This window comes from Haloplanus salinarum, from assembly GCF_009762275.1.
GTDB classification, from domain to species: domain Archaea; phylum Halobacteriota; class Halobacteria; order Halobacteriales; family Haloferacaceae; genus Haloplanus; species Haloplanus salinarum.
In genome coordinates, this window is sequence record NZ_CP034345.1 from 2,052,891 (window position 1) to 2,065,930 (window position 13,040).

A 13,040-nucleotide genomic window follows, 5' to 3' on the forward strand; every position below is an offset into this window, starting at 1 on the left:
GCGTCGGTCGGGCGGCCGTGGCGGGTCATGTCCGTGTCCGGGGGCCGTGTGGGCAAAGGCGTTTCGTGGTCAGTCCGTGGGCGTCGCGGCGTCGTCGTCGCCATCCTCGCGCCCGCCGTCGTCACCGCCGTCGAACAGTCCCCCTCGCACCGCGTGGACGTAGTAGGCGCCGACGCCGACGGCCGCGGCGACGTTCGACCCCGTGACCGCCCAGAAGACGGCGGGCATCCCCAGGTCGAGGCCGGGCGCGACGGCGACGCCGAAGACGGACGCCGAGGCGGTGGCGGGTAGGGCGAGCGCCGCGACCGGCAGGCGCACCGCCCAGTATTTCAGCAGGTCGGCGACGAAACTCGTCCGGGTGCGGCCCGCGCCGTTGAACCCGGAGAGCAGGAGGTCGACGGCCCCGATGGCGGGGTAGCCGTAGGCGAGGATCCGGAGGTACTGGACCGTCAGCGCGAGGCCGTCGCCGGAGATGTCGGGGACGAACAGGCGAGCGACGGGGCCGGGGACGAGCCACTGGACGACCCCGAGGAGGGCGAGGGCGGCGACGGCGACGCCGACGCCGACGCGGGCCGTGCGGACGGCGCGGTCGGGGCGGTCCGCGCCCACGTTCTGTCCCACCATGCTCTGGGCGGCCTGCGCGATGCCGCGCGAGGGGAGGACGGCGACGCTCGCCACCCGCGCGCCGACGGTGTAGGCCGCGAGGCCGGCGGCGCCGCCGGCGACGGCGACGACGCCGACCAGTACGACGCGGACGCTCTGGCTGACCACCCGCCGACCCGTGATCGGACCGCCGACCGAGAGGAGCGCGCGCAGGTCGGCCCGGGCAGGGGAGAGGTGACGGCGAGAGAGGCCCATCCGCGGCCCGACGGCGAGGGCGACGGCGAGGGCGAGGCCGGCGGCGTAGCCGGCGACCGTCGCCAGCGCGGCCCCGCGGATCCCCATACCCGGGACCGGGCCGCCGCCGAAGATGAACAGCGGGTCGAGGACGACGTTGACGGCGACGGTGGCGACGTTGATGTAGAGCGAGGCCCGGGAGTCGCCGCGGCCGACGAACCCGGCTTCGAGGGCGTCGCTGGCGCCGGCGAGCGGGAGGCCGAGGGCGACGACGCCGAGGTAGAGGGCGGCGGCGGGCGCCACGTCCGGGCCGGCTCCGACCAGCGCGACGAGCGGCCGGGACAGGGTGGCGACGCCGCCGCCGACGAGGGCGCCGAGCGCGAGGGCGAGGGCGACGCCGTGGACGACCAGCCGAAGCGCGCCCTCGTCGTCCTCGGCGCCGACCCGCTGGGAGACGAGGATCTGGGTGCCGACGAAGGGAGTCACCAGGAGGGCAAAGAGCAAGCCGAGGACGGGGATGGTGAGGCCGACGGCGGCGACGGCCGTCTCGCCGATCCGGCCGAGCCAGAAGGTGTCGATCACCTGCTGGGCGACGCGGACGACGTTCTGGGCGACCAGCGGGACGGCGAGCGAGACGAGCGTTCGGGGTACGGAGCCCTCGACGATGGCCGCCCGCCGGTCGCTCATCGGGCACCGGTTCACGAACGACCGATATAGACGTATCGATCACGGAAACCGTCGGGCGGGGAGCCCACACGTTTTTGCCCGGCGGGCCGAAGGGCGAACATGGCACGCAGGCGCAAGCCCGACTGGCTGAAGCAGCGGCCGCCGTCGGGCCAGCGGTTCACGGAGATCAAGGAGACGCTCCGGGACCGGGACCTCCACACCGTATGCGAGGAGGCGAACTGCCCGAACCTGGGCGAGTGCTGGAGCGGGCGGAACGGCCCCGGCACGGCCACGTTCATGTTGATGGGCGACCGGTGTTCGCGGGGCTGTAACTTCTGTGACGTCGAGACGGGCGGGATGGAGCCGCTGGATCCCGAGGAGCCGTCGAAGGTTGCCGACGCCGTCGCCGAGATCGGTCTGGACTACGTCGTCCTGACGAGCGTGGACCGTGACGACCTGCCGGACCAGGGCGCCGGCCACTTCGCGCGGACCATCGAGGCGATCAAGGAGCGCGATCCGGGGATCCTCGTCGAGGTGCTGATCCCGGATTTCCGGGGCGATCGGAGCCTCGTCGACCGGATCGTCGACGCCAGGCCGGACGTGATCGCCCACAACGTCGAGACGGTCGAGCGCCTGCAGTGGCCGGTCCGGGACCGCCGGGCGGGCTACGAGCAGTCGCTGTCGGTGCTCGAACACGTCGCCGACGTCGCGGACGTGTACACGAAGACGAGCCTGATGCTCGGGGTCGGCGAGTACGACCACGAGGTCTACCGCACGCTCGCGGACTGCCGCGAGGCGGGGGTGGACGTGGTGACGCTCGGCCAGTACCTCCAACCCTCGCGCTCGCACCTCGACGTCTACGAGTACGTCCACCCGGACGCCTTCGAGACGTGGCGCCGGGTCGCGGAGGAGGAACTCGGCTTCCTCTACTGTGCCAGCGGACCGATGGTGCGGTCGTCGTACCGCGCCGGGGAGCTGTTCGTCGACGCCGTCCTCCGTGACGGCCGGAGCGTCGACGAGGCGCGCCGCGAGGCACACGCGGCGACCTGACGGGGCGAACGCATAAGACCCGCGGGAGCGAGGGGCCGCCATGGAGGAGTACCCCGCGACGGCCGGCGGCGGTGGGTGGACGGATCGACGGCGCGGACGGCGCGGGGATTCGAACCGACCACGGACACGACGGACCAACGCCCGAATATGAGCACGGAGACACGGAACCTGACCCTGGTACAGGCGGTACGGGACGGGCTCGAAACCGAGATGCAACGGGACGAGGACGTGATCGTCCTCGGGGAGGACGTCGGCAGGAACGGCGGCGTCTTCCGCGCGACCGAGGGGCTCTACGAGACGTTCGGCGGGGATCGGGTGATCGACACGCCGCTGGCGGAGTCGGGCATCGTCGGCACCTCGATCGGGATGGCGGCCTACGGCCTCCGACCGGTGCCAGAGATCCAGTTCATGGGGTTCATCTACCCCGCGTTCGACCAGATCGTCAGCCACGCGGCCCGCATCCGCTCCCGGAGTCGCGGGCGGTTCACCTGCCCGATGGTCGTCCGGGCGCCGTACGGCGGCGGGATCCGCGCGCCGGAACACCACTCGGAGTCGAAGGAGGCCTTCTTCGTCCATGAGGCCGGGCTGAAGGTCGTGGTGCCGTCGACGCCGGCCGACACCAAGGGGCTGCTGGCGTCGGCGATCCGTGACCCCGACCCGGTGATCTTCCTCGAACCCAAGCTGATCTACCGGGCGTTTCGCGAGGAGGTGCCGGCCGGCGAACATACGGTCCCGCTGGGCGAGGCCGCGGTCCGGCGCGAGGGAAGCGACGTGTCCGTCTACACCTGGGGGGCGATGACCCGGCCGACGATGGAGGCGGCCGAGACGCTGGCCGACGAGGGGATCGACTGCGAGGTGGTCGATCTGCGGACGCTCTCGCCGCTGGACCGTGACACCGTCGTCGAGTCCTTCGAGAAGACGGGGCGGGCGGCGGTGGTCCACGAGGCGCCCAAGACCGGGGGGTTGGGCGGCGAACTCACGGCCATCCTCCAGGAGGAGGCGCTGCTCTACCAGGAGGCGCCGATCGAGCGGATCACGGGCTTCGACGCACCCGTCCCGCTGTACGCCCTGGAGGATTACTACCTCCCGTCGCCGACGCGCATCGAGGAGGGGATCCGGGAGGTCGTCGCGTTCCCATGACCGTCGAGACGTTCCGCCTCCCGGACGTCGGCGAAGGGGTCGCGGAGGGAGAACTCCTCCGGTGGCTCGTCGAGCCCGGCGAGGAGATCGAGGCGGACCAGCCACTCGCCGAGGTGGAGACGGACAAGGCGGTCGTCGACCTCCCGTCGCCGTACGCGGGACGGGTGACCGAACTGCACGTCGCGGAGGGCGAGATGGTGCCGGTCGGAACGGGTATCGTCTCGGTCGAGGTCGACGACGGCGAGACGGCCGACGACGAGGCGAGCGAGGGCGACGCGGCCGCCGCGGCGACCGACGACACCGGTGCCCGCCGCGCCTTCGCCGCCCCGAGCACCCGTCGGCTGGCGCGCGAACTCGGTGTCGACGTCGCGCGGGTCGAGGGGTCCGGACCGGGCGGGCGCGTCACCGACGCGGACGTGCGGGCGGCGGCCGACGACGAGGCGGGCGAGCCGACGGCCACCGGGCGGCCCGAACCGCGGTCGCTCGACCCCGACGCGACGGTCGTGCTGTCGGCGGCGGGCGAGCTGGAGACCGAGGGACGCACCCGACGGGAGTCGGCTCGAGCGGTCGAGACGGCGAGCGAGGCGGTCGAACGGCAACGAGAGCGGGACCGGACGGCCCGCGACCGGACCCTCGCGGCGCCGGCGACCCGTGGGCTGGCGGACGAACTCGGCGTCGACCTCGATACGGTGCCGACGGACCGGGAGCGCGACGGCGTCCCGTTCGTCACCGCCGCGATGGTCCGCGAGTACGCGGCGCGGGTAGGGGAGGCGACGGACACGGCCGAATCGGCGGACGCAGCCGAGGGGGCGGCCACCGAAGGGACGGCAGAGACGACGGCGAGCGCGGGGGTCGGCGAGGCGACGGACGACGAAACGGCGGCCGGTAGCGGGACCCCGGAGCCGGGCGAACGGATCCCGTACCGCGGCATCAGGCGCTCGATCGGCGAGCAGATGGAGCGCTCGAAGTATACGGCACCCCACGCCACCCACACCGACGAGGTGGACGTGACGCGGCTGGTAGAGACGAAAGCCGAACTCGAAGCCCACGCCGAGGCCGAGGGCGTCTCCCTCACCTACCTCCCCTTCGTCATGCGCGCGGTGACGCGGGCGCTCCGCGAGTTCCCGCGGGTCAACGCCTCGCTCGACGAGGCGGCCGAGGAGATCGTCTGTCACGACGAGTACAACCTCGGCATCGCGACGGCGACGGACGCGGGCCTCATGGTTCCCGTCGTCGAGGACGTCGACGGGAAGGGACTCCTCGACCTCGCGGCCGAGACGGCGACGAAGGTCGAACGGGCGCGCGACCGGTCGATCGGCCGCGAGGAGATGCAGGGCGGTACCTTCACCATCACGAACGTCGGGGTCATCGGCGGGGAGTACGCCACGCCCATCGTCAACTACCCCGAGGTGGCGATTCTGGCGCTCGGCCGGGTCGCGGAGCGCCCCCGCGTCGTCGACGGCGAGGTGGTCCCACGGTACACCCTCCCGCTCTCGCTCTCCGTCGATCACCGCGTCGTCGACGGCGCGGTGGCCGCCCGGTTCACCAACCGGGTGATGGACCTGCTTCGCAGTCCGAGCCGGTTGCTGGTCGACTGATCGTTCCTACCCCATCTTAAACACCCGTTTGCACCAAGCACGGCACTTATTCAGCCCGTCGACGCAGGCTATGGCATGACAGTCACACTCGCGGACATCGAGGCCGCTCGGGAACGGTTCGACGACCCCGCCATCGTCAGACAGACGCCGATCGAGACGAACCGCTCGCTCTCCGAGATGTCGGGCGCGGACGTCCACCTGAAGATGGAACACCTCCAGCGGACGGGGTCGTTCAAGACGCGGGGGGCGTACAACAAACTGAAGGGGGAGGCCGAGTCGGGGAGCGACAAGCACGTCGTCGCGGCGAGCGCGGGGAACCACGCTCAGGGGGTGGCGCTGGCGGCGACGACGGTGGGGCTCGACTCGACCATCGTGATGCCGGAGAACGCGCCGCAGGCGAAGGTGGACGCGACCCGGAGCTACGGGGCGACGGTCGAACTCCACGGCGCGAACTTCGGCGAGGCGATGTCCCACGCCCGGGCGATGGGCGAGGAGCCGGGGAACCTGTTCGTCCACGCGTACGACGACCCGGCCATCGTCGCCGGACAGGGGACGCTCGGCCTGGAGATCAACGAACAGGTGCCGGACGCCGACACGGTCATCGTCCCCATCGGCGGCGGGGGACTGATCGGCGGCATCAGCACGGCGCTGAAGGCGCTCGACGACGACGTGCGGGTGATCGGCGTCCAGGCGGAGCTGGCGGCGACGGTGCCCGACAGCCTCCAGAAGGGGGTCCCCGTCGACGAGGAGTCGCCGAAGACCATCGCCGACGGCATCGCCACGGGGAGCGTCTCGGCGTTGACCCTCGGCCTCATCGAGGAGCACGTCGACCGGGTGGTGACGGTGAGCGACGACGACATCGCCCGTAGCATCCTCGTCGTGCTGGAGCGGTCGAAACAGTTGGTCGAGGGGGCGGGCGCGGCGTCGGTCGCGGCGCTGTTGAGCGACGACGTGGACGTCGAGGGCGAGACGGTCGTGCCCCTGCTCTGTGGGGGCAACATCGACATGTCGATGCTCCAGACGGTGTTGACACACGCCCTGACGGACCGGAGTCAGCTGCTCCGCCTGCGGATCCGCATCCGGGATCAGCCCGGCGAGATGGGGCGGATCTCGGGCATCATCGGCGACCGGGGCGCGAACATCCGGACGGTGCGTCACGACCGGGCCGTCGGCGACCTGGAGGTGGGCGACGCCTACCTCGTCTTCCAGGTGGTCACGAGCGGCGAGGGCCACGCCAAGAACGTGATGGGCGCCATCGAGGACGCGGGCTACGAAGTCGAGCGCGTGAACTGAGCGACGAAGCTCCCGTCGGCCCCCGACCGGTGCCGGGAACCCACATGATAGACCCGGGAAAACGGCTCACAGCGCCGAATATATACGTCGAGCGTTCCGAGAACGAGTACCATGCCGTACGTGACTCACTCCGAGGCGGAGCGGTCGGAGATGCTCGACGCGGTCGGGGTATCCGATCCCGACGAACTGTTCGACATCCCCGACCCCGTCCGGTTCGACGGCGACTACGGGATCGAAGCACACTCGGAGCGGGAGACGCGGGCGGCCGTCGAGGGGATCCTCGAGGAGTCGGCCGACCTCACCGAGTTCCTCGGCGGTGGACATTACGAACACTACGTCCCGTCGGTGGTCGATCACCTCTCCCTCCGGGGGGAGTTCCTGACCAGTTACACCCAGTACCAGCCCGAGGTCACCCAGGGCTTCCTGCAGGCGCTCTTCGAGTTCCAGTCGCTCGTCGTCGAGTTGACGGGCCTCGGCGTCGCCAACTGTTCGATGTACGACCGCTCGACTGCGCTCGGCGAGGCGGTGTTGCTCGCCGACCGCGTCCGGGCGACGGACGGCGACACGGTGCTGGTGCCCGCGGATCTGCCCGACCGAGTTCGGTCGGTGCTGGAGAACTACACCGACGGCCCGGGGATCACGGTCGAATCCTACCCGACGAGCGGGGGAACGGTCGACGTGGACGGCCTCGCGGAGCGGATCGACGGGGACACCTCGATGGTGTACGCCGCGACGCCGAACGCACGGGGCGTCCTCGAACCGGACCTGGCCGCCGTCGGTGACCTCGCCGACGACAACGACGCGCTGTTCTGTGTGGGCTCGGACGCGGTCGCCCTCGCGCTCCTCGAACCGCCGGCGGCGTACGGCGCCGACGTGGTGGTCGGCGACGCTGGCGTCCTCGGCCTGCCGACGACCTACGGCATGGGACTCGGCCTGTTCGCGTGTCGCGAGGACTTCCTCCGGCAGGTGCCGGGCCGTCTCGTCGGCGCGGGCGAGGACGCGGCGGGCAACCGGGCGTACACGCTGACCCTCCAGACCCGCGAACAGCACATCCGGCGGGAGCGGGCCACCTCGAACATCTGCACCAACCAGGCGTGGCTGGCGCTCCGGGCGGCCATCCACGCGGCGTGGCTCGGCCCCGACGGCCTGGTCGACCTCGCCGAGGAGTCCGTGACGGGGGTCGCGGAGGCCTGCGAGCGGATCGACGCCCTCGACGGGTTCGAGGCGCCGGTCTACGACGGCCACCACTTCCGGGAGGCGCTGGTCGACACGGCGGCGCCGGCGGCGGACGTGGTCGATCACTGCCGGCACGCGGGGCTGGCCGTCCGGACCGTCGAGGACGCGGGCGAGGAACGGCTGGCGGTCTGTGTGACCGACGCCAACCGCGACCGGGTGGACGACCTGCTCGACGCACTCGCGGGCTACGGGGGTGGCGCATGAGCCAAGAACAGCACGAACGTCCCGAGGGAGCGGCCGACGACGCCGACGGGGAGAGCGAGGCCCCCCACCAGCAGGCGCGGTGGTACGACGGCGACCGGTACGAACCGCTGTTGAACGAGAAGAGTACCGACACGGTCGCCGTCGAGTCGTCGCTGCCGGACGACCTGACGCGGGACGAGTTGACGCTGCCGGACCTCGCGGAACCGGAGGTGACGCGCCACTACACCCGGCTCTCGCAGATGAACTACGGCATCGACTCCGGGCCCATCCCGCTGGGGTCGTGTACGATGAAGTACAACCCCGCGTTCACGGAGGACGTGGCGGCCCACCCGGGCAACCGGGTCCACCCCCTGCGTAGCGACGACGACAAGCAAGGGATCCTGCGCCTGCTGTACGAACTGCAGGAGACGCTGGCGACGGTCGGCGGGATGGACGCGGTGACGCTCCAGCCGCCGGCGGGCGCGGCCGGCGAGTTCACGGGCATCCAGGTGGCAAAGGCCTACCACGAGGCCAACGGCGAGGGCGAGCGAAGCGAGGTGATCGTCCCCGAGTCGGCTCACGGGACCAACTTCGCGAGCGCGGCGATGGCCGGCTACGACGTGGTGGAACTACCGTCCAACGAGGACGGCCGGGTCGAGGTCTCGGCCCTGGAGGCGGCCGCGGGCGAGGAGACGGCGCTGCTGATGCTCACCAACCCCAACACGCTGGGGCTGTTCGAGCGCGACATCGCCGAGATCGCGGAGATCGTCCACGACGCGGGCGGTCTGCTCTACTACGACGGCGCGAACCTCAACTCCCTGCTCGGGAAGGCCCGTCCCGGCGACATGGGCTTCGACATCATGCATTTCAACCTGCACAAGACGTTCGCGACGCCCCACGGGGGCGGCGGGCCGGGGCAGGGACCCATCGGCGTGAACGCCGACCTCGCCCCCTTCCTCCCCACGCCACAGGTGCGGGAAGTGGACGGCGACTACGAGGCCTACGAACCCGAACACAGCATCGGCCGGGTCCACGAGTTCACGGGCAACTGGCTGGTGCTCGTGAAGGCGTACGCCTACATCCTCCGGCACGGGGACGCGGGGCTGGAGCGGATCAGCGAGACGGCGGTCCTGAACGCCAACTACCTCGCCGAGCGGATCGAGTACGAGGTGCCCTACGGCCCGTTCCACCACGAGTTCGTCGCGAGCGCTGACGAGGACGCCGCGGACGTGGCGAAGGCGATGCTCGATCAGGGCGTCCATCCGCCGACGACGAAGTGGCCCGAAATCGTCGACGAGGCGCTGATGACGGAGCCGACGGAGACGGAGTCGAAGGCGCGACTGGACGACCTGGCGGCGGCGTTCGACGCCGTCGCGGCGACGGATCCCGAGGACCTGGCGGCGACGCCGACGGAGACGACCGCCCGCCGGATCGACCAGGCGGACGCGGCCCGGAACCCGCGGCTGTCGTGGCACGCGCTGGAATAGGGCGGGACCCGCGGGAAAGTTTGTGACGGACCACGCTACTTATTTCCCTGTTTTCCGTGGTTTACGCCGTGACAGCGAACCACTCGCACCTGCGGGAGACCGACCCGGCGGTCGCGGAGGCCATCGCCGGCGAGGAACGCAGACAGGAGAGCAACCTCGAGATGATCGCGTCGGAGAACCACGTCTCCGAGGCGGTGATGGAGGCCCAGGGGAGCGTCATGACGAACAAGTACGCGGAGGGCTACCCCGGGGAACGGTACTACGGCGGCTGCGAGCACATGGACACCGTCGAGAACCTCGCCATCGAGCGGGCGACGGAGCTCTACGGCGCCGAACACGTCAACGTCCAGCCCCACAGCGGGACGCAGGCGAACATGGGCGTCTACTTCGCGGCCCTGGAGCCGGGCGACCGCATCCTCTCGCTCGATTTGAACCACGGCGGCCACCTCAGCCACGGCCACCACGTCAACTTCTCCGGACAGCTCTACGAGGTCGAACAGTACGGCGTCGACCCGGATACGGGCTACATCGACTACGACGAGGTGGCGGCACAGGCCGCCGATTTCGACCCGGACATGATCGTCAGCGGGTCCTCGGCGTACCCCCGCGAGTTCGACTTCGAGCGGCTCGGCGCCATCGCCGACGACGTCGGGGCCGACCACCTCGCCGACATCGCCCACGTCACCGGGTTGGTGGCGGCAGGCGTCCACGTCAACCCCGTCGGGGACGCCGACTTCGTCACCGGCAGCACGCACAAGACCATCCGCGCCGGCCGCGGCGGGATGATCATGACGACCGAGGAACACGCCGAGGCGGTGGACAAGGCCATCTTCCCCGGCGGACAGGGCGGGCCGCTGATGCACAACATCGCGGGCAAGGCGGTGGGCTTCGGCGAGGCGCTCGACCCCGCGTTCACCGAGTACGCCGAGCGGGTCGTCGCGAACGCGAAGACGCTCGCCGACGTGTTCCGGTCGGCGGGGATCACGCCCGTCTCGGGCGGCACGGACAAGCACCTGCTCCTCCTGGACCTGCGGGACTCCCACCCCGACCTGACCGGCGAGGACGCCGAGGACGCCCTCGACGACGTGGGAATCACGGTCAACAAGAACACGGTGCCGGGCGAGACGCGGTCGCCCTTCGTCACCAGCGGCATCCGGGTGGGAACGCCGGCGCTCACCACCCGCGGCTTCGACGAGGCGGCGATGGAGACGGTGGGCGAACTCATCGTCGAGCGGTTGAACCACCCGGACGACCCGGACGTGGCGAGCGAGGTGCGAGACGAGGTCGACCGGCTCTGTGCCGAGTTCCCGGTCTACGAGTAGGCCGCCGTCGCCCGCCTTTATGGTCGGGCGCGTCCCGAGTGTGACCAACGATGGTCGTCGGAGACGTGACTACCGGAACGGAAGTACTGGTCATCGGCGCGGGGCCGGGCGGCTACGTCGCCGCCATCCGCGCCGCCCAGCGCGACCTCGACGTCACGCTGGTGGAACGCGACGCGCACGGCGGCGTCTGTCTCAACCGCGGCTGTATCCCCTCGAAGGCGTACATCACGGCGACGGACGTCGCCCACGACGCCGCGACGGCCGAGGAGATGGGGATCCACGCCGACCCCGCGGTCGACCTCGGAGGCATGCACGAGTGGAAGGAGGGCGTCGTCGACCGGCTCACCGGCGGCGTCGAGAAGCTGTGTAAGGCCAACGGCGTGACCCTGCTCGACGGGACCGCGACGTTCGTCGACGAGGGGACCGTCCGCGTCGAGCACGAGGGGGAGGGACAGGGCTCGGAGACCGTCGCCTTCGAACACTGCATCGTCTCGACGGGGAGCCGACCCGTCGCACTCCCCGGGTTCGACTTCGCTGACGAGCCGGTTCTGGATTCGGCCGACCTGCTCTCGCTCACGACGGTCCCGGATCGGCTGGTCGTCGTCGGCGCCGGCTACATCGGGATGGAGCTGTCGACGGTGTTCGCCAAACTGGGGAGCGACGTGACCGTCGTGGAGATGCTCGACGACGTCCTCCCGGGGTACGAGGACGACATCTCGCGGATCGTCCGGAAGCGCGCCGAGTCGCTGGGCGTCGACTTCCACTTCGGCGAGGGGGCGAGCGGGTGGCGCGACGCCGCCGACGGCGGGGTCGTCGTCACCACGGAGACCGAAGACGGCACCGAGTCGACCTACGGCGCCGACCGGGTGCTGGTCGCGGTGGGACGGGACCCGGTGACTGGCCCGCTCGACCCGGGGGCGGCGGGGCTGGAGCCGACCGAGGAGGGCTTCCTGGCGACCGACGAGCGGTGCGAGACGGACGTCGAGGGGATCTACGCCGTCGGCGACGTGGCGGGGGAGCCGATGCTCGCACACGCCGCCTCGGCGGAGGGGATCGTCGCGGCGGAGGCCATCGCGGGCGAACCGGCGGCGTTCGACGCGCGGGCGATCCCGGCGGCGGTGTTCACCGATCCCGAAATCGCGACCGTCGGCCTGACCGCGGACGAGGCGGCGAGGGAGGGCTACGACCCGGTGGTCGGCGAGATGCCCTTCAACGCCAGCGGGCGGGCGCTGACGACCGGCGAGACCGAGGGGTTCGTCCGCGTGGTCGCGAGCGCGGACGGCTTCCTGCTCGGCGCACAGATCGTCGGCCCCGAGGCCTCGGAGTTGATCGCCGAACCGACGCTTGCCATCGAGATGGGCGCCCGGCTGGAGGACGTGGCGGCGACGGTCCACACGCATCCGACGCTCTCGGAGGCGACGATGGAGGCCGTCGAGAACGCCCTCGGGCAGGCGATCCACACCCTGAACCGGTAGTCGTTACGTGGCGGAACGACCGGGGGCGTGTACTCCCCGGATCGTCGGCCGCTCGTTCAACCGGTAGTCGTTACGGACGACCGGGCCGTCGGCGCCGTGTTCTCGGCGATCCGTCACATATCCCACCTGTCAATACTCGGGTCGAAGGTAGCGACGTCCGCGAAATCGAACACGTTCGTCGACGACGACGCGGCGACGCTTTGCCGAACAGCAAAGTCTAATGGGGTGGCCACTCAACTATCGCCTGATGCCCACGGTAGAATACCTCAATTACGAAGTACTGGACGATCACGGCTGGGAAATGGACGACGACGACCTCTTCGAGAAGGCCGCCGACGCCGACCTCGAGGACGTCGACTACGGCTCCCTCGAAGTCAACGAGGGCGAGTACGTCCTCGAAGCCGCCGAGGCGCAGGGCTACGACTGGCCCTTCTCGTGCCGTGCCGGCGCCTGTGCGAACTGTGCGGCCATCGTCCAGGAGGGCGACCTCGACATGGACATGCAGCAGATCCTCTCCGACGAGGAAGTCGAAGAGAAGGACGTCCGGCTGACCTGCATCGGTAGCCCGGCGGCCGACGAGGTGAAGCTGGTCTACAACGCCAAGCACCTCGACTACCTGCAGAACCGCGTCATCTGAGACGGCCTGTCGGACGTCAGTCCGTACGAGGTCGCACGGTTCCGATTCCTCCATTCTTTCACGCCCGGTAGCGGCGGCGCCGTCGAAAACACTAATTCCCCCGCGCCTCGGGGTTC

General features: G+C 70.7%; 10 protein-coding genes. 9 read left to right on the top strand and 1 reads right to left on the bottom strand.

Annotation, left to right across the window (positions count from 1 at the left end; all coding sequences use genetic code 11):
* Nucleotides 1-69 precede the first annotated feature (69 nt).
* Nucleotides 70-1,524, bottom strand: a complete 1,455-nt coding sequence (locus EI982_RS11910) for an MATE family efflux transporter (protein ID WP_157689904.1) — start codon at nt 1,522-1,524, stop codon at nt 70-72.
* A gap of 99 nt (nt 1,525-1,623) precedes the next feature.
* Here EI982_RS11910 and lipA point away from each other — a divergent pair, with 99 nt between their 5' ends.
* The 9 genes from lipA (at nt 1,624) to fer (ending at nt 12,924) form a co-directional block, all read left to right on the top strand.
* Nucleotides 1,624-2,553, top strand: coding sequence for a lipoyl synthase (lipA, locus tag EI982_RS11915; protein ID WP_157689905.1), 930 nt, complete (start codon nt 1,624-1,626; stop codon nt 2,551-2,553).
* A gap of 147 nt (nt 2,554-2,700) precedes the next feature.
* Nucleotides 2,701-3,693 (top strand): alpha-ketoacid dehydrogenase subunit beta, encoded by a 993-nt coding sequence (locus EI982_RS11920; RefSeq protein WP_157689906.1) that lies wholly within the window; start codon nt 2,701-2,703, stop codon nt 3,691-3,693.
* The gene (locus tag EI982_RS11925; RefSeq protein WP_157689907.1) at nt 3,690-5,291 is read left to right on the top strand and encodes a dihydrolipoamide acetyltransferase family protein; all 1,602 of its coding nucleotides are present in this window, start codon (nt 3,690-3,692) and stop codon (nt 5,289-5,291) included. Before EI982_RS11920 ends, EI982_RS11925 begins: the two co-directional genes overlap by 4 nt.
* 75 nt (nt 5,292-5,366) lie before the next feature.
* The gene (gene ilvA, locus EI982_RS11930) at nt 5,367-6,584 is read left to right on the top strand and encodes a threonine ammonia-lyase (protein WP_157689908.1); all 1,218 of its coding nucleotides are present in this window, start codon (nt 5,367-5,369) and stop codon (nt 6,582-6,584) included.
* Nucleotides 6,585-6,695: 111 nt separating this feature from the next.
* Nucleotides 6,696-8,024, top strand: coding sequence for an aminomethyl-transferring glycine dehydrogenase subunit GcvPA (gene gcvPA, locus EI982_RS11935; protein ID WP_157689909.1), 1,329 nt, complete (start codon nt 6,696-6,698; stop codon nt 8,022-8,024).
* Complete coding sequence (gcvPB, locus tag EI982_RS11940; protein WP_157689910.1) at nt 8,021-9,490, top strand: aminomethyl-transferring glycine dehydrogenase subunit GcvPB; 1,470 nt, start codon at nt 8,021-8,023, stop codon at nt 9,488-9,490. Before gcvPA ends, gcvPB begins: the two co-directional genes overlap by 4 nt.
* A gap of 68 nt (nt 9,491-9,558) precedes the next feature.
* Entirely contained in the window at nt 9,559-10,812 is a 1,254-nt protein-coding gene (locus EI982_RS11945; protein WP_157689911.1) for a serine hydroxymethyltransferase, read from the top strand.
* Between the two features lie 50 nt (nt 10,813-10,862).
* Nucleotides 10,863-12,287: a dihydrolipoyl dehydrogenase gene (lpdA, locus tag EI982_RS11950; protein ID WP_157689912.1), complete on the top strand. Its 1,425-nt coding sequence runs from the start codon at nt 10,863-10,865 to the stop codon at nt 12,285-12,287.
* Nucleotides 12,288-12,534: 247 nt separating this feature from the next.
* Nucleotides 12,535-12,924, top strand: coding sequence for a ferredoxin Fer (gene fer / locus EI982_RS11955; RefSeq protein WP_157689913.1), 390 nt, complete (start codon nt 12,535-12,537; stop codon nt 12,922-12,924).
* Nucleotides 12,925-13,040 lie beyond the last annotated feature (116 nt).